The sequence below is a fragment of the Amycolatopsis sp. NPDC006131 genome (assembly GCF_040614175.1).
GTDB lineage: Bacteria > Actinomycetota > Actinomycetes > Mycobacteriales > Pseudonocardiaceae > Amycolatopsis_E > Amycolatopsis_E tucumanensis.
Map to the genome: position 1 here is coordinate 53253 of NZ_JBEXTX010000025.1, position 24870 is coordinate 78122.

Sequence of the window (24870 nt, forward strand, 5' to 3'; positions counted from 1 at the left end):
ACGGCCGAGTAGGTGAACGATAGCGGCGACGAAAGGAGCACCTGGCGTGGACGACCCGCGGAATGATCGTGGGACCGGCCGGCCCGCACGGCCGCGACCGCGCCAGATCGACGCTCGCTACGAAGGCCCGGTCCGGCGCACGCCGGCCGACCGCGCCGGTCGCTCCTCCCCCGACCGCGTCCCGCCCGAACGGGTGGGCCGCACCCCGGCCGACCGCGCCGGGCGCACCTCCGCGGGCCGCCCGGCCGTCGACCGCGCAGGCAAATCGGCGGGCAACCGCACCTCGGCAGGCCGCCCACCTGCCGGCCGCGCCGTGCGAGGGCCGGCGCCCCGCGACCGGGCCGCGCCCGCCCAGATCCGCCGCCGTCCGCCGCCACCGCCGCCGAGGCGCTCGTCGCGCCGGGGCGCGAAGGTCGCCGTGGGGCTGGTGTCCCTGCTAGTCATGAGCCTCACCGGCTACGCGTGGGCGGCGATGCAGGGCCTGGTCAACGGCCTCACCACCACGGACGTGATCGACGCGAACCAGCCCGCCGACGGGGCCCGCGACATCCTCCTGGTCGGCATGGACAGCCGCACCGACGCGCAGGGCAACCCGCTGCCGGCGGACCTCCTCGCCCAGCTCCGCGCCGGTGTCGCGGACGGCGAGGAGAACACCGACACGCTGATCATGGTCCACATCCCCAACGACGGCAGCAAAGCCGTCGCGGTCTCGCTGCCCCGCGACTCCTACGTCAACATCCCCGGCTTCGGCAAGCACAAGATCAACTCCGCGTACGCCCGCGCGAAGGCCGCGGAACGCCGGAAACTGCAGGAAGAGGGCGAGACGGACGCCAAGTCCATCGAGGTGCAGTCCAACCAGGCCGGGGCCAAGACCCTCATCCAGACCGTCGAGCAGCTGACCGGCTCGACGATCGACAACTACGCCTCGGTCAACCTGCTCGGGTTCTCCGAGATCACGAAGGCCATCGGCGGCGTGGACGTGTGCCTGAAGGAGAACGTCAACGACCCGTACTCGGGCGCGAAGTTCACCAAGGGGCAGCACACGATCTCCGGTGTCGAGGCGCTCGAGTTCGTCCGGCAGCGGCACGGTCTTCCGCGCGGCGACCTCGACCGGGTCGTGCGTCAGCAGGTGTTCATGGCCGGGATGGCGCGCAAGGTGCTGTCGGCAGGCACCCTCGCCGATCCGGGCAAGCTGAACAGTCTCACCGACGCGGTCAAGAAGTCCGTGGTGCTCAACCAGGGCTGGGACATCCTCGGGTTCGCCCAGCAGATGAAGGGGCTCACCGGCGGGCAGCTGGAGTTCCGCACCATCCCGGTGGTCAACATGGACTACAGCACCCCGGACGACGGGCAGGCCATCCAGGTCGACCCGAACCAGATCCGGGAGTTCGTCCGGGGCCTGACCGCCCCGGCCCAGTCCGCACAGCCCGCCGAGACCGGACCGGCCAAGTCGGCGACCACTGTGGACGTCCGAAACGGAACCGGCCGCGAGGGGCTCGCGTCCACGGTCCTGCAGAGCCTCACTGGCAAGGGCTTCACCGGCGGCCAGACCTCGAACACCACCTCGCGCAAGTCGACCGTGGTCCGGTACCCGGCAGGCGGCCAGGAGGCGGCCCAGCAGGTCGCCGACGCACTCGGCTCGGGCGCGACGATCGAGCAGGACCCGACCGTGACCAAGGGGCATGTCGTCGTGCTCGTCGGCAGCGACTACTCGGCCTCTCCGTCGCGCGTGGTCCAGCAGGCGGCCGCCGCGCCGCCCGCGAGCACCCAGGCCCCTGCGCCGGGCAGCGACGAGCCGATCACCGCCAACGGCATCACCTGCGTCAACTGACCACACCGTCCAGCCCACCCCGGGTTAGCCCGATCGGCCTAATAACGCCGGTCAAATGAAACGGACTGGGCAAAGTCGCGTAAGGAACCCGCACTCAGCGACTTACATACCCGTGAACACCGCTGGAGTTCGACCGGACGTGCCAGAGCAGGGGTGCGGCGCGACGCAAGGTCAGGGCAGGGGACGGGGAGTGCGCATCGACAATGACCTCTACCAGCGAATCCTGGGGGAGGAACTCCGCAAGCTGCGCCGGCGACGAGGCTGGACGCGCAAGGAGCTGAACCAGCACCTGCAGAGCGACATCTCGCTGCAGACGCTGGCGACCTACGAACTGGGCACGCGCCAGTGCTCGGTGGTGCGGCTCGTCGAGCTGTGCCTCGCGATGGACGAGCTGCCGCAGGACCTGCTGGCCCGCGTGCACCGGCGCGTCTTCGCCGACGAGCCGGGCAAGGTGCGGCTGGACCTGACCCGGATCGTCGCCGACGAGCGGACCGAGCTGCTGCCGCTGCGCCGGTGGGCGGAGGGCAGACTGCGCCAGCCCGGCGCGGCGCGCGAGGTGCGCCTGGACCGGGCGGCCATGTCGTGGATGGCCCAGCTGTGCAACCTCACTGTGCCCGAACTGCTGGACCGCCTACGCGCAATCTCCGGCGTAGAAGACGACTGACGTTCCTGCCGGAGCGCACCGTCACTCGGATCGCGCTCCGGCAGGACAAACTCCGCCAACCCGGCGCCGCGCGAGGTGCGCCTCAACCGGGCGACCGCGGCGTGGATGCGCAGCCGTGCAACCTCACCGCCCGGACCGCTGAACCGCCTACGCGCAATCTCCGGCGTAGAAGACGACTGACGTTCCCGCCGGAGCGCGACCCCACGCGGATCGCACTCCGGCCGGACGAACTCCGCCAGGGCAGCGCCCCACACGAGGTGCACCTGGACCGGGCAGCCATGTCGTGGATGGCAACGTCATCGTCCCCGAACTGCTGGATCGCCTGCACGATTTCCGACGTAGAGGACGACTGACGCTCCCGCCCGGAGCGCGACCCCAACCGGGCCGCACTCCGGCAAGACAACCTCTGCCAGCCCGGCATCGCGCGAGGTGAACCTCGACCGCGGCCATGGCGTGGGCGGCCCAGCCGTCAACCTCACCGCCCTCCGCCCGCACCGCTGGGCCCCCTACGCGCGATCTCCGACGTGGAAGACGACTGACACTCCCGGCCGGAGCACGACCCCAACCGGGCCGCACTCCAGCAGGACAAAGCCGGCTCGGCACCGCGCGCGAGATGCGCCTCCACCGGGCGGCCAATGTCGTGCATGGCCCAGCTGCGCAACCTCACCGCGGGACCGCCTACGCGCAATCTCCGGCGCGCCGCCAATACGGAGCGCGACCCCAACCGGGCCGCACTCCGGCAAGGCGTCACACGAGTCAGTCGCGGCCGACCAGCTCGAAGTCGGACGGCCGCAGCTTTCGCGTGTTCAGCCAGTACCGCCAGGTGAAGCCGGGCCAGATCGTCCGGTTCACGCCCTTCGCGTCGAGGTACCAGCTCTTGCAGCCGCCCTGCGTCCACACGCCCTTGGCCAGCTTGTGCTGGATCTCGGCGTTGAACCGCTCCTGCACCTCGGCCCGCGGCTCCAGCGCACCGGCGCCGGTCTGCTCCACCAGCCGGATCGCCTCGGCGACGTAGCGGATCTGCGACTCGATCATGAACACGACCGAGTTGTGCCCCAGCCCGGTGTTCGGCCCGAGCAGGAAGAACATGTTCGGGAACCCGTTGACCGTGATGCCGAGGTGGGTCCGCATCCCCTCGGTCGCCCACTCCTTGTTGAGCTTGCGGCCCTCCACCCCGATGATGTCCAGGTTGTCGAACGCGTCGGTGACGTGGAACCCGGTGCCGAAGATGATCGCGTCGACCTCGCGCTCCACACCCGCCGTGTCGATCACGCCGGTCTCGGTGACCTCGGCGACGCCGTTCGTGATCACGTCCACGTTGTCCCGGTTCAGCGCCGGGTAGTAGTCGTTGGAGATCAGCACGCGCTTGCAGCCCATCACGTAGTCCGGCGTCAGCTTCGCGCGCAGCGCCGGGTCGTCGATGTGCTTGTCGATGTTGGACTTCGCGAGCTTCTGCGCGACCTTCATCAGGCCCTGGTGGCCGTTGAAGCCGATCGCGCGGGCCTCCAGCATCCAGTACAGGAGGTTGCGGTAGGCGCGCTGCGTGCCGGGGATCTTCGCGAACACCGACTTGGCCCACTCCGGCATCGCGTGGTCCGGCTTCGGCATCACCCACGCCGGCGTGCGCTGGAAGACGTGCAACTGCTCGACCTCGGGCGCGATGGCCGGGATGAACTGGATCGCGCTGGCGCCGGTGCCCACGACCGCGACGCGCTTGCCGCGCAGGTCGTAGTCGTGGTCCCACTGCGCCGAGTGGAAGGTCTTGCCCTGGAACCGCTCGATGCCCTTGAGGTCCGGGATCTGCGGCAGGTGCAGCGCGCCGACGCCGTTGACCAGGAACCGGCCGCTGAACGTGTCGCCGTTCTTGGTGGTGACGTGCCAGCGGTGCTCGTCCGGGTCCCAGCGGGCGCCGGTCATCTCCTGGCCGAACCGGGTGCGCTCGTACAGGTCGTACTTGCGCGCGACCCCGCGCAGGTAGTCCCAGATCTCCGGCTGTGGCGAGAACGAGCGGCTCCAGTTCGGGTTCTGCTCGAAGGAGAACGAGTACATGTGCGACTGGATGTCGCAGGCGCAGCCCGGGTAGGTGTTGTCGCGCCAGGTGCCGCCGACGTCGTCCGCCTTCTCCAGGATGACGAAGTCCTCGCGGCCCTCCTTGCGCAGCTGGATCGCCATGCCCAGGCCGGAGAACCCGGTGCCGACGATGATCACGCCCGTTCGCGTGTGCTCTGCCATGTACCTTCCTCCACACTGAGCATTAGGTGTTACCGCGAGTCCATCTTACTCGGAGTAGGTTACCTCCGGTAGAGTCAGTTTCATGACCGGGCCGACCCGTCGCAAACGCATGCCCCGAGCCCAGCGCGAGCAGCAGATGCTCGAGGTCGCGGAAGCGGTGTTCGCCGAGCGCGGGTTCGCCGCGGCGTCGATGGACGAGATCGCCGAGCGGGTGGGCGTGTCCAAGCCGATGCTCTACGAGTACTTCAACTCGAAGGAAGGCCTGCTGCTGGCGTGCGTCGCGCAGGCCAGGGCCGAGCTGCGCGAGGTGACCGAGCGTGCGGTAGCCGGCCAGACGGACGCGCGCGAGGCGCTGCGCAGCGGGTTGCGGGCGTTCTTCGTGTTCGCGCGCGAGCGGCGGCAGGGCTGGTCGCTGCTGCGCCACGAGCTCGCCCTGATCGGCACGTCGGCCTCGGACGCGCTGGAGGACACCCGGCGCCAGCAGACGGACCTGATCGCGAAGCTGATGGCGCAGTACTTCGACGCCGGCGAGGTGGGGCACCTCCTGCTGGAGGCGACGGCCGAGCTCGTCGTCGGGGCGTGCGAGCGGCTCGCCATCTGGTGCGAGCAGCACGACGAGGTGACACCCGATCTGGCTACCGACCTCGCGATGGAGGTCCTGTGGACGGGACTTGGTCTTCGCGCTCAGTGATCACGCGTATCCGCAGGTGGTTGCTCCATCCGGTCGTCACGCATCGCACAGTTTCGCCCAGAACTTGTCACGCAGAGTTCTGTTGATGTATCGATAGAAGCTGACAGAGCGTTAAGCAAATGGCGGCAGAAGCACGCCCGATCGGATGAACGCGATCGGCGTCATGAAGAGGCTTCGGATTGCTCCCTCAAAGTGGAGTTGCAGCCGAGAGCGGCAGGGGTGTGAGACTCATGGCGGTACCGATCACGGCGATCTACGTGCCGGAGGACGACGACTGGGCGGTCACCGTGACCGGCCATGGCAGGAGCCTGACCGCGCGGGCGCCGGGCATCATCGCGGCGCGGGACCGGGTCGACCAGTTCGTCGAGGAGCTGGGCGCGGAGGCGAAGGGGGCCACCGTCGTCCACCTGCTGAACGGCAGCGCGCTGGAGTTCACGGCCGCGTACATGACCGCGCGGCTGACGCGGCCCGAGCCGGCGCCGATCGAGGTTCCGGAGCCGGCCGCGCCGGCGGAGGCGTCGACGGCGGAGGAGGCACCGGCTGATGTACCAGAGCAGCCGGCGTCCAAGCCGGAGAAGAAGCCGAAGGCGAAGCTGACGGCGGACATCGGGGACGCGCTGACGGCCGCGAAGCCGGCGGCGCCGCAGCCGGCGGCCACCTCGTCGATCAAGGTGACCGCGGCCGCGAGCACGCCGGCCGCGCGGGCCTGAGCCCTCAGCGGAAGAGCTTGCGCACCAGCAGTGCGGCGACGAGCACGCCGACCCCGATCAGCGGGAACTTGACTTTGGGGTCGTCGAACTTCGTGCGCAGGGTCGTCTTGGCGTTGTCGGCCAGCCGCTTGGGGCTGGCCTTCTCGCCCAGCTGATCCAACGTCGACGCAAGCGCTTCGCGGGCCTTCACGATCTCCCGCTCGATGGTGTCCGGGTCGCGAGCCACAGGTCCTCCTCACCTTCGCAGGGCACAACCGTAGATCACGCCCCGCGACGGGCGGCACCGGCCACGCCGTACGAGGCCCGGGCGCTAGGCTGGTGGCGTCGGGGCCCGTAGCCCAATTGGCAGAGGCACATGGTTTAGGTCCATGCCAGTGAGAGTTCGAGTCTCTCCGGGCCCACCGCGAAGTCGCTCGACCGCGCCCGCCGCGCGTCAGGCGTCCTGGCGGCGCTCGATCACCGTGTCCAGTGCCGTCCGTGCGCCTTGCAGCCGGGCGATCGTCGCGTCGATGCGGGATCGTTCCGCGCGCAGTCGCTCCAGCACGCCGTCGCAGGCGGGGGTCGGCGGTTCGCCCCGCACGCACGTGCCGATCTCGGCTATGCCGGCCGTCGTCAGCCCGGCCGCGAGCAGCTCCCGGATGCGGCGCACCGCCGTCACGTCGTCCTCGGCGTAGTCGCGGTAACCGTTCGGCGTCCGCGCCGGCTGGAGCAACCCCTGCTTCTCGTAGTACCGCAGCAGCTGCTCGTCCACCCCGGTTCGCCGCGCGAGCTCTCCGATGCGCATCCGTCCGCCTCCGCGACTTGACCTTGTAACTGATTTCAAGGATTAGCTTCGACGCCGGACACGTCAACGTGACGAGAGGAACGGCAGTGACAGAGGTTTTCGTGGCCGGGGCGACCGGCATGCTCGGCGGCGCGATCGTGGACAGCCTGCTGCGGCGCGACGTCCGCGTCCGGGCGCTGGTCCGGCCCTCCAGCAAGCGGGAGACGGTCGATGCGCTCGCGGACAAGGGCGTGGTGATCGCCGAAGGCTCGCTCACCGACGGGCCGGAACGCCTCGCCCGGTCGCTCGAAGGCGCGGACGTCGCGATTTCCGCTCTGCAGGGCGGGGAAGACGTCGTGGTCGACGGGCAGACGGCTCTGCTGCGCGCCGCCGAGAAGGCCGGCGTGCCGCGCCTGATCCCGTCGGACTTCGCCGTCGACCTGTTCCGCCTGGACGACGGCGACAACGTCTTCCTCGACCACCGGCGCCGGGCTCACCAGGCGTTCGACGGCACCCACGTGCAGGTGACGTCGGTCCTGAACGGCGCGTTCACCGAGGTGATGACCGCGCCGTTCCTGGAGATCGTCGACTGGGACAACGACACCTTCGCCTACTGGGGCGACGGCGACCAGCCCTGCGACTTCACCACGGTGGCGGACACCGCGGAGTACACCGCCGAAGTGGCGCTCGATCCGGCCGTCGCCGGGCGGCCGGTCCGCGTCGCCGGGGACGTGCTCACGATGAAGGAGTTCCACGACGCGCTGCAGCGTGGCTCGGGCAGGCGTCTCGAACTCCGCGTGCGCGGCGACGTCGGCGAACTGGAGGCCGAGATCCGGCGGCGCCGGGCCGTCGCCACCGGACCCGCGGACTTCGTCGCCCTCCAGTACGTCTGGGCCATGGTCACCGGGAAGGCCAAGCTCGACCCGCTCGACAACGACCGCTACCCCGCTGTCCGGCCGACCGGTGTGGCGGAGTTCGCCCGGCGGTTCGCGCGCTGACCGGCGTCACGGGGCGACCAGCGGCTCCTCCGCGTAGGCGCGGTGCAGCAGCTCCACAAAGGACTCCGGCGTGGCCAGCTCCACGTCGTCGATCCGGCGCACGGCCACGCCGGGTGTCCAGGAGTTCATGACCACCGCGCCGCGCAGGTCTCGCAGATCGGCCCTGGTCAGGACCTGCGATCGCTGCGGCACGCCGAGCCGGTCGAGTTGCCGCCGCAGGATGCCCATCGTGATCCCGGCCAGGACCGGCGCCTCGGGCCAGACCACCGAGGCGCCGTCCCAGAACGCCAGGTTCCAGATGGACGCCTCGGTGAGCCGGCCATGGCGGTCGACGAACGCGGCGTCGTCGAAGCCGCGCGCCACCGCCTGCCGCGGGTAGTACGTCTTGGCCACCTCACCGACGTGCTTGAACACGGGCAGGACCCGCTCGTACTCGAACGTCGCCAGGCTCAACGGTCCGGCCGGGCCGTCGGTGGCCGGTCCGGTGCGGACCAGCAACTCAGGTGCGGCGTCCGCCGTCGAGAACTCCGGCGAGTACACGGTGGCGCCCAGCGAGACGTCCTCCGGCCCCTCCCGCAACGCGGCCCGCAGGTGCGCGAGCACCACGTCGTCGGCCAGTGCCCGGCCGAACAGCTCGGACGACGCGGCACGCAGCCGGTTCAGGTGCAGGTCGAGGCCGCGGATCCGGCCGCCGCGCACCTGCATCGCCGTGAAGTGGGCGTACCCGGCGAAGGCGAGCGGGGCCAGATCCTCGGTGGTGGCCGGACGGCCGTTGCGGTGTACGACGAAAACGCTCATGCCGCCGAAACTAGAGCCTCACACCGGTGTGAGGCTCTAGCGGTGATGACCTGGATCACCCGCTCAGCAGTCGCCCCACGGGCCGGTGATCGCGAAGACGTGGCCGGGGCTCTGGATGCAGGCGAACAGGATCCGCCCGTCCTGGCTGAACACCGGCCCGGTGAACTCGCTGTCGTTGAGGTCGTTGCGCGCCAGCGGGTAGGACTTGCCGTCGCGGGTGACGCCGACGAGGTGGCTCAGGCCCTCCCCGTCCTCGGCGAGGATCAGGCCGCCGTGCGGGGACACGGTGATGTTGTCCGGCCCGTCGTAGTCGGTGTCGGCCTCCGGGTCGGGGTTCACGCCATAGATCGTCTTCAGCTCGATCGTCTCCGCACGCGGGTCGTAGAACCACACCTGGCCGTCGTGCTCGTTGACGCTGCCGTCGCTGATCCGCGCGTAGCTGGCGACGAAGTACGCCCCGCCGTCACCCCAGTAGGCGCCCTCCAGCTTGCGGCTGTGGGTCACCTGGCCCGGCTCGAACTGCTTGCGCACCGACACGGTCCGCGCGTCCCGGTCGGGCACGTCGACCCACCGGACCTTGTAGCGGGTGCCGGGCGTGGTCGCCTCCGACAGGTCGCCGATGTGCCTGCTGCCCTTGAACGCGCTCATCGCCTGCAGCCGGCCCGCGGTGTCGCCACCCTCGGACAACGCCAGCGCCCGCAGCGCGCCCTTGCCCCCGCGGAAACCCTTCGGCGGCACCCACCGGAAGTACAGGCCGTTCGGCCCGCTCGCGTCCTCGGTCAGGTAGATCTCGCTGGTCTTCGGGTCGACGGCGACGGCCTCGTGCGAGTAGCGGCCGAGGAACTTCAGCGGGACCGGCTCGAGGTTCGCGTCGCGGTCGAACGCGTCCACCTCGAACACGTAACCGTGGTCCTTCTGGTACACGCCACCGGCGCGCTGCTCGGTCTCCTCGCAGGTCAGCCACGTGCCCCACGGGGTCTCGCCGCCCGCGCAGTTGTTGTGCGTGCCGGCCAGGCTGACGTACTCGCTCTTCCGGTTGCCCTCCCGGTCCACCACGATGGTCGTCGTGCCGCCGCCCGCGCCCGGGTCGTAGGTGAGGCCGGCCAGTGCAGGCGTGCGGTGCGGCTCGCTGCCGCCGATCTCGTGGTTGTTGATCAGCACGAAGTCCCGGCCACTGCGGAAGCACGCCATGCCGTCGGGGTCGCTCGGGGTGAATTCACCGGTCTCCAGCTTCGTCACGCCGGACTGCGCGATCACCTTGTACCGGAAGCCCTTCGGCAGCGCCAGCAGGCCGGCGGGGTCGTCGACGAGGGGGCCGTAGCCGGTGGCGCGGGTGACCTGCGCGGCCGCGGCGGGCGCCGCGATCGCGTCGACGCTGCCCGCGACGATGACGCCCAGACCGCTCGCCGCGCCGGTGCGCAGCAGATCACGCCGGGAAAGTGGAGCCATGACGACCTCCTGTGGTGGGAACCGTGCGAAGGGATCAAAACCGCCGATTCCGACCCGGGCGGGGACCGCAGACGACGCGCAGGCGAACGGACGGCGAACGGTTCAGGCGAGCCGCTCGTGCGGGTAGCGGTCGCGGATGCGGGCCTGGAAGTAGCGGCCCTTGCTCTCCGCGGCCAGCAACGCGCGGTAGATAGCGCTTTCCACGCCCAGGTACCGGTAAATGCCGTGGTGCAGGAATTCCACCTCCAGAATGCGCCGTGCCGCGTCGTACCCGACCGCCGCGAGCGCACTGGAGGAAACGGGGTGGCGACGCACTAGGGCCGTCCCGTTTCGAGCAGGTTCTTCAGCCTGCGCAGATCCTTGCGATTCGCGCGTTCCACCGCGGCGGCCATCACGCGGGCGCCCACCTTCGCGAATCCGCTCGGCTCGCCGCGGTTGCGCAAGACCATCCGAGTGCTGTGCGCGTCCAGGGATTCCCAGCTGTAGGTGGTTTCCATGGGGAACGGGCCCTGCGCGGTGCGCATCACGAGCCGTTCGCCGGGCACGAGTTCGATCACCTCGTACGTGTACCGCAGGGTCCGGCCGAGAAAACGCGCCACGAATCCGAGCCGGGTGCCCTCGCGCAGCGGTGGGCGGGTTTCCCATTCGACGTCCAGGATGTTGGCGTACCACTCGGGCGCGTTCGACGGGTCGCCCGCGTAGGACGCCACCTTTTCCCGGGGCAGCGCGACCACGATTTCGGTGCGCACGTCGACTGGCACGAATTCGAGGGTAGTTCAGCCTGCCCGGTTTTCGAACCGTACACTTCTTGCAACCGTTGCAAAAAGGAGGTCGACGATGACCGACTGGACCGCCGTGCACGAGAAGGCCGTGGCGGCCTTCGCCGAGGGCTGGGCGCGGCCACACCGGCAGGCGTGGGACGCACTGCTCGCGGAGGACGTCGAGCTGAACCAGCCGATGGTGCCGCCGACGCGGGGCAGGCAGGCGTGGGGGCAGGAGGCCGAACGGCTGCTCGGGTTCCTGCCGGACCTGCGGGGCGAGGTGCTCTCGTGGGCCGGACGGGAGGACCGGCTGTTCATCGAGCTGCGGCTGAGCGGAACCCTGCGCGGCAAGCCGCTCGCCTTCCGGGCCGTGGACGAGCTGTGGCTGACCGCCGACGGTCGGGTGACGCGCCGGGACTCCTTCTTCGACTCGATGCCGGTGGCGATGGCCGTCGCGGGGCGGCCCGGGGCGTGGCCGGCGTGGTGGCGATCCGGGCTCGGCCCCCTCATCGGGCGACGCCGCTTGCAGCGATGATCTCCCGCTCGCCGGCCCCAGCGCTGTCGGGTGTTGGCCAGTGCTGATGGCCAGGTGGCCGGAGCACCCCGGCCACCGGGCACGTCACGCCGGCATCGTGAACAGCACCACCGGCGCGCTGGTCGGCTGCTCCGAGCCGCCGGCGGGTTCGATCGTCACGGCGACCGTGCGCACCCCCGCCAGGCCCGCCAGCATCAGCGGCGCCCCGGTCGTTCCGGCGTGCCCCATCACCCCCGCCGGGTGCGGGCCCGCCGCGTCGATCGTCCACGCCTGGTACGTCACGTCGGCCGGCTGGTCGGGCATGCCGGTCATCATCAGCATCGCCCGGTCCTGGCTGGGCGACATCACCATCCGCGCCTCGCCCGGAATGCCCGCGTCCGCGCCGTTCAGGGTCTGCGCGTCGGGCGCCGACAACAGCCGCGTCACCGCCGCGTACTGCTCCTGGGCGGTCTCCAGCTGCCGCTCCGCCCGCACCGCGAGCACCCCGGCCACCGCCGCGACGGCGATCGCGATCACGGCCGCCGCCGCGAGGAACCGCGTCGTCCAGTTGCGGGAACCCCGCGTCGGCGCCCGGCGGCCTGGTGACTCCTGCCGCACCTGGCGCACGTCCCGCAGCACCCGGTCCCGCAGCGCCGCGGGCGGCGTCTCGGACACCGCCGCCCCGAGCCTGGCCGTCGTCGCGCGCAGTTCGGCCACCTCGCGCTCGCAGTCCGCGCACTCGGCCAGGTGCTCCTCGAACCGGCGCCGCTCCAGCTCGTCGAGCGCGTCGAGGGCGTACGCCCCGGTCAGCGTGTGGACGTCCGGGGTCACCGCGTCACCCCCAGGCAGTCGCGCAGGCGGATCAGCCCGTCCCGCATCCTCGTCTTGACCGTCCCGAGTGGACTCTGCAACAGGTCCGCGACCTCCGGGTAGGTGTGGCCGCCGTAGTAGGCCAGCATGATCGACTCGCGTTGCAACTCGGTCAGCCCGTTCAGGCAGCGGCGCACCTGCTCCCGCTCCAGGCGAGCGGTGACCGCCTCCAGCACCTCGTCGAACTCCCGCCCCGGCGCCATCGCACCGGCCCGCTGCTCGCGGTCGGTGCGCGCCTGCGCCGACCGCACCCGGTCGACCGCGCGGCGGTGCGCCAGGGTCAGCGACCAGTTCAGCACGCTGCCCTGCCCACGGTCGTACCGCGCGGCGGTGCGCCACAGCTCGACCAGCACTTCCTGCGCGACCTCCTCGGACTGGGCCACGTCGCGCACCACCCGCCGCACCACGCCGAACACCGGGCCGGCCACCACGTCGTAGAGCTGCTCGAACGCCACCTCGCTCCCCCGCGCGACCTGAGCCATCAGGTCCTCGGGCGAGGGGCCGCCCGGCCCCGGCGCGGCCGGGCGCATCGCCCGGACCGGATCGTCCATGCCGTCATCCTCCCTCACACCGACGCCCTTTGTTCGGCGCCGAAGCGGGACCGGATGGGCCGGTTCACTGGTTGGATGCGGTCATGAGCTTCTACGTGCGCGCCCGGTTCGACGTCCACGACGAGCAGGGGTTCGAGGAGGTCGCCCGCGCGCTGCGCGACCAGGCCGCGACCGAGCCGGGCACACTGACCTACCGGTGGTTCTCCGGGGAGCCGGGCAGCTACGTCGTCATCGAGGAGTACACCGACGTGGACGCCGCCTTCGCGCACAACGACCGCGGCGCTGCCCTGCTCGAGCGCGGTGGCGAGTGCGCGGACATGGTGGAAGCCGAGATCTACGGCGACATCACCGGCGAGCTGTGGGACTGGGTGGCGGCGAACCCGGTGTTCACCGCCTACCCCGAGGTCTTCGCTCAGCCGGACTGACGCGCCAGCCGCAACCGCCGGTGCGCGGCCATCCGCACCGGCGCGTTGGCGGCACCGTAACCGCGGTAGCCGCCGATGCGCTGGACCACCTCGAAGAACACCCGCGAACCCAGCACCTCGGTGTAGAAGTGCAGGAACTCGCCGTCCTCGTCGCGGTCGTAGAGCACCGAGTACTCGCGCAGGGCGGCGAGCAGGTCCGGCGGCGGGGCCAGCCGGGCGTCCAGGTCGTCGTAGTAGTTGCCCGGGATCTCCAGCAGCGGCGCGCCGGCCGCGTGCATCGCCTTGGCCGTGGCCAGCACGTCGTCGCTGGTGAAGGCGATGTGCTGTGGGTCGGGCACGCCGGGCGCCCACTCGCCGCGGCGCAGCAGCGCCACGTTCAGCGCGATCCGCACCGTGTTGGACGGGTTGGTCACCGCGCGGCTGCGGATCAGCCCGAACGGCGCGGCGAACTCGGTCGGCATCTCCGGGTGCAGGCCGAGCACCGTGCGGTAGAACAACGCGGCCTCGTCGAAGTTGTCGAACGGCTGGCTCAGCGACACGTGGTCGGTGCCCAGCAACCCGGCGCCCGCGGCCGTCTCGCCGGTCGGCGTGAAGTCCGAGAGCCAGCCCTCGCGGCAGAAGAACACGGCCGTGCCGTCCGGGGCGGCCACCGCGGAGAGGTCCGCCTCGCCGGCGCGGTGCTCGCGGGGCAGCACGGGCGCGTGGAAGGACTCCGCCCGCTCCGCCGAGCGCGCCGGGTCCGCGCTCTCCACCGCCAGCGCGCTGATCTCGGTGGGCCCGCCGGTCGCGTTCAACAACACCCGCGCCTCGCCCTGGGTCCACAGCTGCACGGGCTTCGACCGGTGCTGCCCGGTGTGCGCGAAGCCCATCGCGGTCAGCGCCGCGGCCAGTCGCGGGCCGGTGGTCTCGTCCACGGCCAGCTCGGTGAACGCGTGCCCGGTCAGTTCCGGCGCGGCGATCGCGGGCTCCCCCAGCGATTCCTCCAGCCCGAGCAGCGACCGCATCGCGTCGACCGCCGCGCGCCCCGGGTCGGCCTGCCGGAACACGTCGTTGAAGACCTCCAGCGACAGCGGCCCGGAGTAGCCGGTGGCGAGCACGTGCCCGACGAACGCGGTCAGGTCGAAGGCGCCCTGCCCGGGGAACAGCCGGTGGTGCCTGCTCCACTGCAGGACGTCCATGTGCAGGCGGGGCGCGTCGGCCAGCTGCAGGAAGAAGATCTTCTCGCCCGGGATCGTCCGGATCAACGCGAGGTCGCTGCCACGGGAGAGCACGTGGAAGCTGTCCAGGCACAGGCCGATCGCCGGGTGGTCGGCACGCCGCACGATCCGCCACGAGTGGTCGTAGGTGTCGACGAACCGGCCCCACGCCAGCGCCTCGTATGCAATGCGAATACCGCGCTGAGCAGCTCGTACACCGAGTGTATGCAATTGTTCGGCGGCGAGATCGTCGTCGTCGACGGCGTCCGGCGACACCGAGGAACACACCAGCATCGTGTCGGCGCCGAGCTGCTCCATCACGTCGAACTTGCGCTCGGCGCGGCGCAGGTTCGCCTCGAACACCGGCGGCGGCACCGCCTCGAAGTCCCGGAACGGCTGGTACAGGTCCACCGACAGCCCGAGGTCGTCGCAGCGGCGCCGGACCTCGGCCGGCGACAGCGGCGAGACGATCAGGTCGTTCTCGAAGATCTCGACGCCGTCGAAGCCGGCGGCCGCCGCCGCCGTCAGCTTGTCTTCGAGCGTGCCGGACAGGCACACGGTCGCGATCCCTCGCCTCATGGCCGGGACTCCTCTCGCACGGGCCGGTGTTGGTCGAACCAGTCGGTGAGTCCTACGGTGCGCATATGCCGACCGAAAGCGCCGAACGCCTGCGCGACGCCGAGCGCACCCGCGCCGAGATCCTCGACGTGGCGACCCGCGAGTTCGCGGACCAGGGCTACGCCGGGGCGCGTGTCAACGAGATCGCCGCGAAGACCCGCACCACCAAGCGGATGCTCTACTACTACTTCGGCAGCAAGGAAGGCCTCTACATCGCGGTGCTCGAACGCGCCTACTCCGGCATCCGCGCCCGGGAGCAGGAGCTCGACGTCGACCACCTCGACCCGGTCGAGGCGCTGCGGCAGCTGGCCGAGCTGACCTTCGACCACCACGAGTCGCACCCGGACTTCATCCGGCTGGTCAGCATCGAGAACATCCACAACGCCGAGCACATCGGACGGTCCGAGGTGCTGTCGACGCTCGCCAATCCCGCGCTGGACGTGCTGACCCGCATCCTGGAACGCGGCCGGGCCGCCGGCGCGTTCCGCGAGGACGTCGACGCGCTGGACGTGCACATGATGATCAGCGCGTTCTGCATCTTCCGCACCGCCAACCGGCACACGTTCAACGCCATCTTCAAGCGCGACATGCTCGCCCCCGGCCGGCGCGAGCACTACCGCAAGATGCTCGGCGACCTGCTTGTCGAGTACCTGACCGCGCACTGAGCGTTTCGTCCCCTTCTCCGGGTTGACAAGCCTCGTCCGGCTAACTCACCATCTGGTACGTAACCAGACGGTACATTAATCCGGTCCGCAACGGAGCGACAGGAGCGTGGACGTGGTCGAGCACGGAAAGCCCCGCAAGGCAGCGGTGGCCGCCTGGGTCGGAAGCGCGCTGGAGTACTACGACTTCTTCATCTACGGCACGGCCGCCGCACTCGTCTTCGGCAAGATCTTCTTCCCCAGCTCGGACCCGGCGGCCGGCACGCTGCTGGCGCTGGCCACGTTCGGCGTCGGCTACGTCGCCCGCCCGATCGGCGCGTTCATCCTGGGCCACGTCGGCGACCGCTTCGGCCGCAAGAAGGTCCTGGTCTTCACCGTGCTGCTGATGGGCGTGTCCACGTTCCTGGTCGGCTGCCTGCCGACGTACGGGCAGGTCGGCGTGCTCGCCCCGGTGCTGCTGGTGATCCTGCGCCTGCTGCAGGGGCTGTCCGCGGCCGGCGAGCAGGCCGGGGCCAACTCGATGTCGCTCGAACACGCGCCCGAGGACCGCCGCTCGTACTACACGAGCTGGACGCTGTCCGGCACGCAGGCCGGGCAGATCCTGGCGACCGCGGTGTTCCTGCCGGTCGCCGCGATGCCGACGGCCGCGCTGCAGAGCTGGGGCTGGCGGATGCCGTTCTGGGCCAGCGCGCTGGTCGTCGTCGCCGCGTTCGTCATCCGGCGCAAGCTGGACGAGACGCCCGTCTTCGAACGCGAGGTGGCCGGCAAGGAGCAGGCGAAGCTGCCGGTCGCGGTGCTGTTCCGGGACCACTGGGCCGACGTGCTGCGGGTCGTGTTCGCCGCCGTGATCGCCGCGGTCAGCACGATCTTCACCGTCTACGCGTTGTCCTATGCGGTCAACTCGGCCGGGCTGGCGCGCACCCCGATGCTGTGGGTCGGCGTGCTCGCCAACGTCGTCGCGCTCGGCGCGATCCCGCTGTGGGCGATGCTGGCCGACAAGGTCGGGCGCAAGCCGGTGTTCATCGGCGGGTCGCTGGGCTGCGCGGTGCTGATCTTCGCCTACCTCGGCGCGATCGCGTCGGGCAACTACGTGCTGGTGTTCGTCGTGGGCATCCTGATGTTCGGCGTCGTCTACAGCGCGACGAACGCGGTGTGGCCCGCGTTCTACGGCGAGATGTTCCCGGCGCGGGTGCGGCTGTCCGGCATGGCGATCGGCACGCAGATCGGGTTCGCGATCGCCGGGTTCACGCCGACGATCGCCGCCGCCATCGCCGGTGACAAGAGCGCGAACTGGGTCGGTGTCGCGATCTTCACCGCGGGGCTGTGCCTGGTGAACGTGATCGCGGTGCTGACCGGCCGGGACAACTACCGGGTCCCGACCGCCGACCTGGGCCGCAAGGACACGGGCGGCGGACGGGTCCCGGTGACCTCCCCAGGCGGGGCGACCGCCTAGCGATTGCGAGCAGCGTCGGCGGAGCGGCTCGGAAAACCGGCCCGGTGCGGGCCGCCTCCGTCGACCGGCAGCACCGCGCCCGACCACCGACCCGGGCCACAAGGACGCAGGCGGCGGACGGGTCCCGGCGACCTCCCCAGGCGGCGCGACCGCCTAGCGATTGCGAGCAGCCTAGGCCGAACGGCTCGGAAAACCGGCACCGTGCGGGCCATCTCCATCGACCGGCACAACCACGCCCGAAACCCACCGGGCGCGACCGCCTAGCGATTGCGGGCAGCGTCGGCGGAGCGACTCGGAAAGCCGGCGCGGTGCGGGCCGCCTCCATCGACGGGCAGCACCGCGCCCGAAACCCACCGCGCGCGGTCGCTGGCCAGGAACAACGCGGCGTACGCGATGTCCCACCCGGTGCCCTCCGTCTGCAGCGCCACGCCCTTCGCCCGCACCTCCCGCATCTCCTCGGGCAGGTCCCGCGCCGCCATCGAGGACCAGATCGCGCCGACCCGCACGCAGTTCACCCGGATCCCCCGCGGGCCGAGCGTCGAGGCGGCGCCCTGCGTGAAGTGCTCCACCCCGGCCTTCCCGATCCCGTACACCGTGCCGGGCCCGGCCGCGGTGACCGCTGCGGACGAGATGTTCACGACCGCGCCACCACCGGTCATCGCGTCCGCCGCGTGACGCGTCATCATCCACGCCGTCTTGAGGTTGAGCGCGATCAGCTCGTCCCAGCGTTCCGGCGTGACGTCGAAGACCCCGGCGCGATCACCCGACGCGGCGCTGTTGACCAGCGCGTCCACACCGCCGAACTCCTCGGCGGTCGCGGCGACGGCGTGCTCGCAGTCCTCGTCCCGGGTCAGGTCGGCCTGGATGAAGATCGCCTCGCCGCCGTCGGCCTCGATGTCGGCCACCGTCCGCTTGCCCGCGGCCGGATCGCGGTCCAGCACCGCGACCCGGGCGCCCTGCGCGGCGAACACCCGGCTCACCGCGTACCCGACGCCGCCCGCCGATCCGGACAGTCCGCCACCGCTCACGATCGCCCGGCGGCCGGACATCCACAGTGGACCTGCCGCGGCCAGTGGGTCACTGGTCATCGTGGTCTCCCGGGTAAGTCAGGTCGATCGCCTGCTCGGGCACGCCGAGCGACTGGTGCAGGATGCCGCGCATGATCGGCTCCGGTGCCAGGCAGTCCGCGCACGCGGCCGGATCGGCCACCGAGATCCGCACCGCCACCCGGCCGCCCTCCTCGGCGACGTCCAGGGCGTAGCCGTCCGCGGCGAGCGTCGTGCGCATCGCCTCCAGGCCGGTCTGGTCAATCATGCCGTTCCCTCCACTGCCACCGCCTTGCCGGACCATTCGCCGAACACCCGCACCACCATCGACATCGCCGCGTTGCGGGAACCCGCCACGACCACCGGGACGTGCCGCGGCGAGGGCAGGAACCGCTGGAACTCGTCGTCGCCGTCGGTGGAATCGGACGCTCCCCGCACGTGCTTCTCCCCCAGGCTCTTGCCCGCGCGCCGCAGATCCCGCCCGGCGCGGCCGACGTGCTCGACCATCCAGGCCTGGACGTCCTGTTTGGACATCCCGTTCTTGGCGAGCAGCTGGGCGTGTTCCGGCCCGAGCACCAGCCCGTAGGAGGCCTCGCGGAAGATCAGCGCGCCGGTGCGGGACATCGTGTCGGCCAGGTCCCACAGCACCTGCTCGTGGTCCTGGGTGTGCCGGTTGTCGACGTACTCGACGGTGCGCAGCAGCATCGCCGTGACCGCGCTGACCCCGTCGCCGAGCCCGGCGGACACCGACAGCGGCTCCCACGGGCTTTCCTCTTCGTTCTCGCCGAAGCAGATCTGCCACCGGCCGGGCAGCCCCTGGGTCGCCTGTTCGAGGACGTGCGGGTGGATGCCGAACGCGTTGCGCACCATCAGGCCGATCGCGCGCGGCACTGTCGCGTTCGGACGGAAGCCGGGCCCGAACACGCCGCCGGTGCTGTTGAACCCGAGCTCCTGGCGCACCGGCCCGTTGACGACGAGCATCGGCGACGGCCCACTCGTGCTCTGCCAGCCACCACCGCGGGCCGCGCGGTCCAGCATCAGCGCGTCCCAGGCGGCCAGTACGACCGGGAAGTACTCGGGACGGCACCCGGCCATCGCCGCGCTGATCGCGGCCTGCTCGACGGTGCACTCGCGGTCCAGCTGCTCGACCCGGCCGATCACCTCCTCCGGAGCGCGCGCGGTCCGCGCCAGGAACTCATCGACCAGCGACCGGGACGCGGGCACCACCGGCAGCCCGTCGGTCCAGCCCTGCTCGTAGCAGTACTCGATCGCCTCCTGCGCGACGACGGGATCGGGCGCGGTCACGACGCCACCGAGGTCAGAATCGCGACGACGTCGTCGAGCGCCTCCTCGGCGCGCTTGCGGACCTCGTCCGGCCCGAGCACCGCCACCGGGTGCGGCGTGACGACGTAGCGGTAGCCGGTCGCGTCACGCATCCCGGCCATCGCGTCCGCCGTCACGATGAACGCGTCACTGCAAATGACTGCCGCCGGAATACCGTGGCGCTCGAACGCGATCCCGTCCGCGACCGCCGATGCGCTGCACGAGCCGCAGTCGCCGACGCCGGTGATCACCGCGTCGCAGGTCCGCGCCAGCTCCGCCAGCTGCTCCTCGGGGATCGGCATGGCGAACGCCGTCTTGGTGCGGGCGACCACCCCGGCCGCGCCGTGCCGTTCGACGAGCAGCCTGCCCAGTTCGGCGAGGAACGGCGCCGCGTTCTTCTTGGTGTTCTCCAGCAGCCCGATCGTCGCGCCGGCCAGCTTGAGCCGGTTCGGCGTGAGCACCGCGGCGCCCTGCGCGACGGCGCGCCGCCCGCCCGTCGGATCGAGTATGGCCTCAACCATCGGTGCGACTCCTTGTCTTCCGTGGGGCGGTGACCCCGCTTGCCGGTTCCGCGGCCGTGATCGGTAATGGCCTGACGCGTCACCGGAAGAAGGGACCTCCGCCTTGCCAGCCGATCTCCGCGGCAGCGCCGTGATCAACGCCCGCATCGACCGCCTCCCCGGCTGGGGACTGCCGAAGGCCGCGTTCGCGATCCTCGGCATCGCGTACTTCGTCGACATCTATGACGTGTCGATCGTCGGCTACTCGCTGCCCGTGCTGAAAGAGCACTTCCACCTGACGGCAACCCAGGTGACGGTCATGCTGACCGGCAATCTCGTGGCGACCGCGCTCGGCGCGATCCTGTTCGGGTTCCTGGGCGACATCCTGGGCAGGCAGCGGTCGTTCTTCCTCGGCCTCGGCGCTCTGACGGTGACCGCGCTGCTGACCGCGATCGCCTGGGACACGCCGTCGCTGCTGGTGTTCCGCGTGCTGTCCGGGTTCGCCACCGGCGGCGGGATCGCCGTGGTGACCGCGCTGGTGCAGGAGTTCTCCCCGGCCGCGCGGCGCGGGAAGTACCTCGCCTACAACGTGTTCTGGTCCGGGGTCGCCGCGGTGGCCGCCGCGTTCCTGTCGACCGCGCTGGTGCCCGTGGAAAACGTCGGGTGGCGGATCCTGTTCGGCATCGGGGCGGTCGCGCTGGTGCTGATGTTCTTCACGCGGGAGCCGATCATCCCGGAGTCGCCGCGCTGGCTGGCCACCCGCGGGCGGCTGGACGAGGCCGACCGCATCACGACCGCGCTGGAGCGCCGGGTGGCGGCGGCCGGGCACGCGCTGCCCGCGGTCCCGGACGTGCCGCCGGACACCGCGGGCGAGAAGTTCCCGCTGCGCATGCTGTTCCGCCCGCCGTACCTGCAGCGGCTGCTGGTGGTGATCGGGTTCTGGTTCGGGGTGCAGTGGTCGGTGCGGGCGACGATCACGTTCCAGCCGACGATCCTCACCGAGTTCGGGCTGTCCCTGTCCAGCGGGACGATGCTGCTGGCGATCGGGACGCTGGCCGGGGTCGCGACCTACTGCGTCATGCCGTTCGTGATCGACCGGGTGGAGCGCAAGAAGCTGATCGTGCTGGGCCTGGCGCTGGCGACGCTGAGCCCGCTGCTGGTCACGGTCACCTCCGGCCACCCGGCGGCGGTGGTGCTCGGGTCGGTGCTGACGCAGGTGGCGGGGCCGATCCTGTTCGTGCCCGGCTTCTCCTACGCGGCGGAGGTGTTTCCGACGCACGCCCGCGCGAGCGGTGGTTCGCTGGCCGGCGGGCTCGGTCAGACCGGCGGAGTGCTGCAGTCGGTGGTGCTGGTCGCGGTCGCGGCGGCGGGACCGCACGTGTCGATGCTGGTGCTCGCCGCCGGGTACGTGTTCGCCGCGTTGATCATCTTCTACCTGGCCATCCCGACGACGGGACGGTCCCTGACGGCGATCAGCGCCGGGCGGGACTCGGCGGAGCGGGTCCGGGCATGATCGGGGCGTGCGACTGGAGACCGAGCGGCTGATCCTGCGGCCCCTCACCCCTGCCGACGCGGACCTCGTGGCCGACCTGGACAGCGACCCCGAGGTCATGCGATACCTGGGCGACGCCGCCGCCGGCGACGTGGCCGGGCGGGAGGGGTACTTCGCCGCGGTCGAGAAGGCGGGCGGCGAGTTCACCGGCTGGTTCGAGTTCCGCCCGCTCGGCGGCGGCGAGGTGGAACTCGGCTACCGGTTGCGACGGCGGTTTTGGGGCCGCGGCTACGCGACCGAGGGTGCGCGGGCGCTGATCGCGCACGGGTTCGCCGACGGCGACGTCGAGCGGGTCGTGGCGTTCACCATGGCCGTGAACACCGGGTCGCGGCGGGTGATGGAGAAGTCCGGTTTGCGGTACGTGCGCACGTTCCACGAAGACTGGCCGGATCCGCTTCCGGGGGCCGAACACGGTGACGTCGAGTACGCTCTGACCAAGGACGATTGGATACGACAGCACGGACTGCCATGACGACCGATCGCAATGTTCTGGGCGGCGAACTCGAGCCCTGCGGCACCGATCCGATGACGGGTTTCTACCGGGACGGGTGCTGCACCACCGGTGACGACGACCTCGGCAGCCACACGGTGTGCACCGTGGTGACCAAGGAGTTCCTGGAGTACCAGCGCGGGGTCGGCAACGACCTGTCCACGCCGCGCCCGGAGTACGGCTTCCCCGGGTTGCAGCCCGGTGACCGCTGGTGTGTGGTGGCCGCGCGGTGGCTGCAGGCGTACGAGGCGGGGGTGGCCGCGCCGGTGGTGCTGGCGTCGACGCACGAGCGGGCGCTGGACGTCGTGCCGTTGGAGGCGCTGCAGCGGCACGCGGTGGACGTGCCTGCGGACCCTAGTTCGCTAACCTGACGGAGCGCCGCACCAGCACGGCGGTCAGCGCGATCGCCCCGAGCACGGCGGGCACCTCCAGCAGGAGGGGGTGGCGGTCGGCGAAGTCCGGTTCGATGAGGTCGCTGGTCAGGATCGGCACCGCGGTCCCGACGGGCACGCGGTCGCCGGGGTCGGTGCGGATGATCAGGGTGCCGCTGCCGCAGGCGAGGGTGTGCACGAAGCCGTAGTGGTGGTAGCGGGCGCCGGTCTCGATCATGACGCGGTCGGTGACCGTGCACGTCTCGGCCTGGCCGAAGGCGCGGAGCGCGAGCCCGCGGCCGGCGACGGTCAGTGCGGCGAAGAGGAGCGCCGCGCTGATCAGGCCGGCGACGAGGGCCCACCACCGGCCGTTCGCGCGGCGGGCGGTGCCGAGCGCGAAGGCCGCGCCGCCGACCAGTGCGAGCGCGATCGCGGCGAGGGTGCTGTGGGGTGGGAGGACGAAGAGGGCGGCCCCGAGGACGATCGCGGCGAGCCCGGCGGGCGCGACGTGGCGGCCGGTGCGGATGCCCAGCCTGTCCGTGATGTCGAGGACCATCGGCTGACTCTAGCCACATGTGGCGCGAAATCGGAGACCACATAAAGTGACCGCGTGCGTGGCGAGGGCTACTACGACCTGCTCGGGGTGGACCGGCGTGCCTCGACGTCGGAGATCAAGTCCGCGTACCGCCAGCGGGCGCGCACCGCGCACCCGGACGCCGGTGGTTCGCCCGACGAGTTCCAGGCGTTGCGGCAGGCCTACGAGGTGCTGGTGGACCCGTTGCAGCGCGCGGCGTACGACCGGGCGCTGGACCGCGCGGCCACGACCTCGTCGCCGGTGCGGGCGCGGCGGCCGGGGCGGAAGCTGGGTGAGGACCCGAGTTTCACGGCCGAGTTGCCGGTGCTGGACCCGAATGCGCTGGAGTGGTGGGACGCGGCCAGGGAGAAGGCGCGGACGGGGGACCGGGCGGCGCCGGGGCACGCTCCGGCGGCTTTGTTGCTGGCGTGGTTGCTGCTGGTGGTGCTGCCGATCATGGCGGGCGCGCTGGCTGTCGCGGTGTGGCTGGTGCTGGCGTCGGCGGTGGCGATCTGGCTGGTGCGGCAGCACCGGGAGATGGCACGGGCCGAGCGTGCGGTGGATGACGAGTTCGGTGGCACGGTCGTGTTCGGGGCGCCCGGTGCGGAGCCGGACCAGTGGGGCGAGCGGCTGACGGCGGAGTTGCTGGAGCGGTACCTGACGCGGTTGCCGGGGGCGCGGATCTTCCACGGACTGGCCTGGCCGGGTTCGGTGTTCGCCGACATCGATCACGCTGTGCTGGCGGGTCGGCGGCTGGTGTTGATCGAGTCGAAGACGTGGTTGCCCGGTCATTACGCGGCTGACGAGTACGGCGAGCTGTGGCGGGACAACCGTCGTTTCCGCGGTGGGGCGACGCAGCTGCCGGAGGCTCTCGACGCCTTCCGCGCGTTGTTGCCGGGCGCGGAGATCCGGGGCGCGTTGATCGTGTACCCGAGCCGGACGGGCGAGATCACCACCGACGAGGACTTCGACGTGCCCGCGCCGCCGATGACGCCGGACCAGTTCGTGCAGGTGATCGGCGACTGGCTGGCCGCCGAGCCGGCGCGTGTGGACGTGCGGCTGCTGCGCAAGGTGCGCGCGCAGGTCGTCTAGGCCACGAGGTACGGCTCGAAGCAGTAGACGGCCGCACGGTTGGGCCGCTCCGCGACGAACGTGCCCTTGGACGGGATCGTCCGCACGAGCCCACGATCCCGCAGGACTTTCGTCGCGTGGCGGCACGTGCCGAGCGAGACACCGTACTGCCGGGCGAGCGTCTGTTCGGCCGGCAGCGGCGTGTTGACCGCGAGCTCACCCGTCTCGATGCGACGGGCCAGGTCGTCGGCCACGAGGTCGTAGAGGTAGGCAGGGCCGGTGGCGGGGAGTTCTCTGTTCACCCCTCCACGGTAGCATAGAAAAGACAAAAAGTCGGCTCAGCGGGACCGTTGGTAGGCTGCGACGCTGTGACGATGGAGGAGGCGCTGGACGCCCGGCTACGCGCCCTGGCGACGCGCGTGCGGAAGCTGCGGCGGGACCGGGACCTGAGCCAGGCCGACCTCGCCGACCGGGCGGGGGTGTCCCGCTCGGTGATCGCCGAACTGGAACGTTCGAGACTCGCGCAAGGCTCCCCGCGCCCAACGCGCAACATCACGCTCGACACGCTCTTCCGCCTGGCCGAGGCAATGGGAGTGCACCCGGCGGAGCTGCTGGACGACCGGGACTAGCGACTCACAAACCGCCGCCCGGCAACGAAACAGCACCGACCACCCCAACCAGACCTCCCCCGCCCCCGATCCACAGCCGATCTTTAGTCGCCGACCAGGGTTGTCAAGGCACGCTTTCCCGCCTTGAC

30 protein-coding genes and 1 tRNA gene are annotated in these 24870 nt (G+C 71.1%); 15 read left to right on the top strand and 16 right to left on the bottom strand.

Annotated features, from left to right (window positions below; genetic code table 11):
• Window positions 1-46: 46 nt before the first annotated feature.
• Together ABZ215_RS15980 and ABZ215_RS15985 are read left to right on the top strand one after the other, a co-directional pair.
• Entirely contained in the window at window positions 47-1831 is a 1785-nt protein-coding gene (locus ABZ215_RS15980) for an LCP family protein (RefSeq protein WP_354950105.1), read from the top strand.
• 190 nt (window positions 1832-2021) lie between these two features.
• The gene (locus ABZ215_RS15985) at window positions 2022-2495 is read left to right on the top strand and encodes a helix-turn-helix domain-containing protein (protein WP_020421524.1); all 474 of its coding nucleotides are present in this window, start codon (window positions 2022-2024) and stop codon (window positions 2493-2495) included.
• 756 nt (window positions 2496-3251) lie between these two features.
• On the opposite strand, the gene ABZ215_RS15990 is transcribed toward ABZ215_RS15985, so the two are convergent.
• Window positions 3252-4727, bottom strand: coding sequence for an NAD(P)/FAD-dependent oxidoreductase (locus ABZ215_RS15990; RefSeq protein ID WP_354950106.1), 1476 nt, complete (start codon window positions 4725-4727; stop codon window positions 3252-3254).
• A 136-nt stretch (window positions 4728-4863) separates the two neighbouring features.
• Between ABZ215_RS15990 and ABZ215_RS15995 the strand changes: the two genes are divergently transcribed.
• Both ABZ215_RS15995 and ABZ215_RS16000 read left to right on the top strand, forming a co-directional pair.
• Window positions 4864-5418 (top strand): TetR/AcrR family transcriptional regulator, encoded by a 555-nt coding sequence (locus ABZ215_RS15995; RefSeq protein WP_237338849.1) that lies wholly within the window; start codon window positions 4864-4866, stop codon window positions 5416-5418.
• 230 nt (window positions 5419-5648) lie between these two features.
• Window positions 5649-6128 (top strand): hypothetical protein, encoded by a 480-nt coding sequence (locus tag ABZ215_RS16000; protein ID WP_020421527.1) that lies wholly within the window; start codon window positions 5649-5651, stop codon window positions 6126-6128.
• A gap of 4 nt (window positions 6129-6132) precedes the next feature.
• Here the strand turns inward: ABZ215_RS16000 and ABZ215_RS16005 are convergent, their stop codons facing one another.
• Window positions 6133-6354 carry a DUF3618 domain-containing protein gene (locus tag ABZ215_RS16005; protein WP_017984592.1) on the bottom strand — a complete coding sequence of 74 codons (222 nt, stop codon included), beginning with the start codon at window positions 6352-6354 and terminating at the stop codon, window positions 6133-6135.
• 101 nt (window positions 6355-6455) lie between these two features.
• On the opposite strand from ABZ215_RS16005, the gene ABZ215_RS16010 reads away from it, so the two are divergent.
• Window positions 6456-6529 (top strand) — tRNA-Leu (locus ABZ215_RS16010).
• Between the two features lie 32 nt (window positions 6530-6561).
• Here ABZ215_RS16010 and ABZ215_RS16015 read toward each other — a convergent pair.
• The gene (locus ABZ215_RS16015; protein ID WP_020421528.1) at window positions 6562-6912 is read right to left on the bottom strand and encodes a MerR family transcriptional regulator; all 351 of its coding nucleotides are present in this window, start codon (window positions 6910-6912) and stop codon (window positions 6562-6564) included.
• Window positions 6913-6998: 86 nt separating this feature from the next.
• Here ABZ215_RS16015 and ABZ215_RS16020 point away from each other — a divergent pair, with 86 nt between their 5' ends.
• Window positions 6999-7889 (top strand): NmrA family NAD(P)-binding protein, encoded by an 891-nt coding sequence (locus ABZ215_RS16020; protein ID WP_354950107.1) that lies wholly within the window; start codon window positions 6999-7001, stop codon window positions 7887-7889.
• 6 nt (window positions 7890-7895) lie between these two features.
• Here ABZ215_RS16020 and ABZ215_RS16025 read toward each other — a convergent pair whose 3' ends face one another.
• The 4 genes from ABZ215_RS16025 to ABZ215_RS16040 all read right to left on the bottom strand — a co-directional run bounded on the left by ABZ215_RS16025 (window position 7896) and on the right by ABZ215_RS16040 (window position 10897).
• Window positions 7896-8687: an aminotransferase class IV family protein gene (locus tag ABZ215_RS16025; RefSeq protein ID WP_354950108.1), complete on the bottom strand. Its 792-nt coding sequence runs from the start codon at window positions 8685-8687 to the stop codon at window positions 7896-7898.
• Window positions 8688-8750: 63 nt separating this feature from the next.
• Complete coding sequence (locus ABZ215_RS16030; protein WP_237338808.1) at window positions 8751-10136, bottom strand: alkaline phosphatase PhoX; 1386 nt, start codon at window positions 10134-10136, stop codon at window positions 8751-8753.
• Between the two features lie 102 nt (window positions 10137-10238).
• A complete protein-coding gene (locus ABZ215_RS16035) occupies window positions 10239-10451 on the bottom strand; it encodes a KTSC domain-containing protein (RefSeq protein WP_354713714.1) in 213 nt (70 codons plus the stop codon).
• Window positions 10451-10897, bottom strand: coding sequence for an SRPBCC family protein (locus tag ABZ215_RS16040; RefSeq protein ID WP_027936376.1), 447 nt, complete (start codon window positions 10895-10897; stop codon window positions 10451-10453). Before ABZ215_RS16040 ends, ABZ215_RS16035 begins: the two co-directional genes overlap by 1 nt.
• 76 nt (window positions 10898-10973) lie before the next feature.
• Between ABZ215_RS16040 and ABZ215_RS16045 the strand changes: the two genes are divergently transcribed.
• Entirely contained in the window at window positions 10974-11432 is a 459-nt protein-coding gene (locus ABZ215_RS16045; protein WP_237338805.1) for a nuclear transport factor 2 family protein, read from the top strand.
• 84 nt (window positions 11433-11516) lie between these two features.
• Here ABZ215_RS16045 and ABZ215_RS16050 read toward each other — a convergent pair whose 3' ends face one another.
• Window positions 11517-12242, bottom strand: coding sequence for an anti-sigma factor (locus ABZ215_RS16050; protein WP_354950109.1), 726 nt, complete (start codon window positions 12240-12242; stop codon window positions 11517-11519).
• Window positions 12239-12832 carry an ECF RNA polymerase sigma factor SigK gene (gene sigK, locus ABZ215_RS16055; RefSeq protein WP_020421536.1) on the bottom strand — a complete coding sequence of 198 codons (594 nt, stop codon included), beginning with the start codon at window positions 12830-12832 and terminating at the stop codon, window positions 12239-12241. Before sigK ends, ABZ215_RS16050 begins: the two co-directional genes overlap by 4 nt.
• A gap of 83 nt (window positions 12833-12915) precedes the next feature.
• On the opposite strand from sigK, the gene ABZ215_RS16060 reads away from it, so the two are divergent.
• The gene (locus ABZ215_RS16060; protein ID WP_237338803.1) at window positions 12916-13257 is read left to right on the top strand and encodes an antibiotic biosynthesis monooxygenase family protein; all 342 of its coding nucleotides are present in this window, start codon (window positions 12916-12918) and stop codon (window positions 13255-13257) included.
• On the opposite strand, the gene ABZ215_RS16065 is transcribed toward ABZ215_RS16060, so the two are convergent.
• The gene (locus ABZ215_RS16065) at window positions 13245-15032 is read right to left on the bottom strand and encodes a TIM barrel protein (RefSeq protein ID WP_354950110.1); all 1788 of its coding nucleotides are present in this window, start codon (window positions 15030-15032) and stop codon (window positions 13245-13247) included. The two genes, ABZ215_RS16060 and ABZ215_RS16065, sit on opposite strands and share 13 nt — an antisense overlap.
• A gap of 65 nt (window positions 15033-15097) precedes the next feature.
• Here ABZ215_RS16065 and ABZ215_RS16070 point away from each other — a divergent pair, with 65 nt between their 5' ends.
• Window positions 15098-15736 (top strand): TetR/AcrR family transcriptional regulator, encoded by a 639-nt coding sequence (locus tag ABZ215_RS16070; protein ID WP_354950111.1) that lies wholly within the window; start codon window positions 15098-15100, stop codon window positions 15734-15736.
• A 112-nt stretch (window positions 15737-15848) separates the two neighbouring features.
• Window positions 15849-17186, top strand: coding sequence for an MFS transporter (locus tag ABZ215_RS16075; protein WP_354950112.1), 1338 nt, complete (start codon window positions 15849-15851; stop codon window positions 17184-17186).
• Between the two features lie 260 nt (window positions 17187-17446).
• Here ABZ215_RS16075 and ABZ215_RS16080 read toward each other — a convergent pair whose 3' ends face one another.
• From ABZ215_RS16080 to ABZ215_RS16095, 4 genes are read right to left on the bottom strand one after another with little or no spacing between them, the layout of a single operon-like run.
• A complete protein-coding gene (locus ABZ215_RS16080) occupies window positions 17447-18274 on the bottom strand; it encodes an SDR family oxidoreductase (protein WP_237338800.1) in 828 nt (275 codons plus the stop codon).
• Window positions 18264-18500, bottom strand: a complete 237-nt coding sequence (locus ABZ215_RS16085) for a hypothetical protein (RefSeq protein WP_020421542.1) — start codon at window positions 18498-18500, stop codon at window positions 18264-18266. Before ABZ215_RS16085 ends, ABZ215_RS16080 begins: the two co-directional genes overlap by 11 nt.
• Window positions 18497-19537, bottom strand: coding sequence for a hypothetical protein (locus ABZ215_RS16090; RefSeq protein WP_354950113.1), 1041 nt, complete (start codon window positions 19535-19537; stop codon window positions 18497-18499). The genes ABZ215_RS16085 and ABZ215_RS16090 overlap by 4 nt, the downstream gene beginning before the upstream one ends.
• The gene (locus ABZ215_RS16095) at window positions 19534-20076 is read right to left on the bottom strand and encodes a UGSC family (seleno)protein (protein WP_020421544.1); all 543 of its coding nucleotides are present in this window, start codon (window positions 20074-20076) and stop codon (window positions 19534-19536) included. Before ABZ215_RS16095 ends, ABZ215_RS16090 begins: the two co-directional genes overlap by 4 nt.
• Before the next feature lie 103 nt (window positions 20077-20179).
• On the opposite strand from ABZ215_RS16095, the gene ABZ215_RS16100 reads away from it, so the two are divergent.
• The 3 genes from ABZ215_RS16100 to ABZ215_RS16110 are packed head-to-tail and all read left to right on the top strand — an operon-like array spanning window position 20180 to window position 22468.
• A complete protein-coding gene (locus ABZ215_RS16100; protein ID WP_354950114.1) occupies window positions 20180-21568 on the top strand; it encodes an MFS transporter in 1389 nt (462 codons plus the stop codon).
• Window positions 21569-21575: 7 nt separating this feature from the next.
• Window positions 21576-22079, top strand: a complete 504-nt coding sequence (locus ABZ215_RS16105) for a GNAT family N-acetyltransferase (protein ID WP_354950115.1) — start codon at window positions 21576-21578, stop codon at window positions 22077-22079.
• The gene (locus ABZ215_RS16110) at window positions 22076-22468 is read left to right on the top strand and encodes a DUF2237 domain-containing protein (protein WP_020421547.1); all 393 of its coding nucleotides are present in this window, start codon (window positions 22076-22078) and stop codon (window positions 22466-22468) included. The genes ABZ215_RS16105 and ABZ215_RS16110 overlap by 4 nt, the downstream gene beginning before the upstream one ends.
• Here ABZ215_RS16110 and ABZ215_RS16115 read toward each other — a convergent pair.
• Window positions 22452-23024, bottom strand: coding sequence for a hypothetical protein (locus ABZ215_RS16115; protein WP_354950116.1), 573 nt, complete (start codon window positions 23022-23024; stop codon window positions 22452-22454). The genes ABZ215_RS16110 and ABZ215_RS16115 overlap by 17 nt on opposite strands.
• A gap of 54 nt (window positions 23025-23078) precedes the next feature.
• On the opposite strand from ABZ215_RS16115, the gene ABZ215_RS16120 reads away from it, so the two are divergent.
• Window positions 23079-24134: a DnaJ domain-containing protein gene (locus tag ABZ215_RS16120; RefSeq protein ID WP_354950117.1), complete on the top strand. Its 1056-nt coding sequence runs from the start codon at window positions 23079-23081 to the stop codon at window positions 24132-24134.
• Here ABZ215_RS16120 and ABZ215_RS16125 read toward each other — a convergent pair.
• The gene (locus tag ABZ215_RS16125) at window positions 24131-24415 is read right to left on the bottom strand and encodes a winged helix-turn-helix domain-containing protein (protein WP_020421550.1); all 285 of its coding nucleotides are present in this window, start codon (window positions 24413-24415) and stop codon (window positions 24131-24133) included. The two genes, ABZ215_RS16120 and ABZ215_RS16125, sit on opposite strands and share 4 nt — an antisense overlap.
• 72 nt (window positions 24416-24487) lie before the next feature.
• On the opposite strand from ABZ215_RS16125, the gene ABZ215_RS16130 reads away from it, so the two are divergent.
• On the top strand, window positions 24488-24742 hold the full coding sequence (locus ABZ215_RS16130; protein ID WP_237338848.1) for a helix-turn-helix transcriptional regulator: 255 nt from the start codon (window positions 24488-24490) through the stop codon (window positions 24740-24742).
• Window positions 24743-24870 lie beyond the last annotated feature (128 nt).

What these genes read in the sequence shown, in the direction of transcription:
- ABZ215_RS16015 (WP_020421528.1), bottom strand. Translation starts at nt 6,912, where the DNA reads ATGCGCATCGGAGAGCTCGCGCGGCGAACCGGGGTGGACGAGCAGCTG.
- ABZ215_RS16130 (WP_237338848.1), top strand. Translation starts at nt 24,488, where the DNA reads ATGGAGGAGGCGCTGGACGCCCGGCTACGCGCCCTGGCGACGCGCGTG.
- ABZ215_RS16060 (WP_237338803.1), top strand. Translation starts at nt 12,916, where the DNA reads ATGAGCTTCTACGTGCGCGCCCGGTTCGACGTCCACGACGAGCAGGGG.
- ABZ215_RS16085 (WP_020421542.1), bottom strand. Translation starts at nt 18,500, where the DNA reads ATGATTGACCAGACCGGCCTGGAGGCGATGCGCACGACGCTCGCCGCG.
- ABZ215_RS16070 (WP_354950111.1), top strand. Translation starts at nt 15,098, where the DNA reads ATGCCGACCGAAAGCGCCGAACGCCTGCGCGACGCCGAGCGCACCCGC.
- ABZ215_RS16095 (WP_020421544.1), bottom strand. Translation starts at nt 20,076, where the DNA reads ATGGTTGAGGCCATACTCGATCCGACGGGCGGGCGGCGCGCCGTCGCG.
- ABZ215_RS16065 (WP_354950110.1), bottom strand. Translation starts at nt 15,032, where the DNA reads ATGAGGCGAGGGATCGCGACCGTGTGCCTGTCCGGCACGCTCGAAGAC.
- ABZ215_RS16000 (WP_020421527.1), top strand. Translation starts at nt 5,649, where the DNA reads ATGGCGGTACCGATCACGGCGATCTACGTGCCGGAGGACGACGACTGG.
- ABZ215_RS15990 (WP_354950106.1), bottom strand. Translation starts at nt 4,727, where the DNA reads ATGGCAGAGCACACGCGAACGGGCGTGATCATCGTCGGCACCGGGTTC.
- sigK (WP_020421536.1), bottom strand. Translation starts at nt 12,832, where the DNA reads ATGGACGATCCGGTCCGGGCGATGCGCCCGGCCGCGCCGGGGCCGGGC.
- ABZ215_RS16110 (WP_020421547.1), top strand. Translation starts at nt 22,076, where the DNA reads ATGACGACCGATCGCAATGTTCTGGGCGGCGAACTCGAGCCCTGCGGC.
- ABZ215_RS16030 (WP_237338808.1), bottom strand. Translation starts at nt 10,136, where the DNA reads ATGGCTCCACTTTCCCGGCGTGATCTGCTGCGCACCGGCGCGGCGAGC.
- ABZ215_RS16115 (WP_354950116.1), bottom strand. Translation starts at nt 23,024, where the DNA reads ATGGTCCTCGACATCACGGACAGGCTGGGCATCCGCACCGGCCGCCAC.
- ABZ215_RS16080 (WP_237338800.1), bottom strand. Translation starts at nt 18,274, where the DNA reads ATGACCAGTGACCCACTGGCCGCGGCAGGTCCACTGTGGATGTCCGGC.
- ABZ215_RS15995 (WP_237338849.1), top strand. Translation starts at nt 4,864, where the DNA reads ATGCTCGAGGTCGCGGAAGCGGTGTTCGCCGAGCGCGGGTTCGCCGCG.
- ABZ215_RS16045 (WP_237338805.1), top strand. Translation starts at nt 10,974, where the DNA reads ATGACCGACTGGACCGCCGTGCACGAGAAGGCCGTGGCGGCCTTCGCC.
- ABZ215_RS16025 (WP_354950108.1), bottom strand. Translation starts at nt 8,687, where the DNA reads ATGAGCGTTTTCGTCGTACACCGCAACGGCCGTCCGGCCACCACCGAG.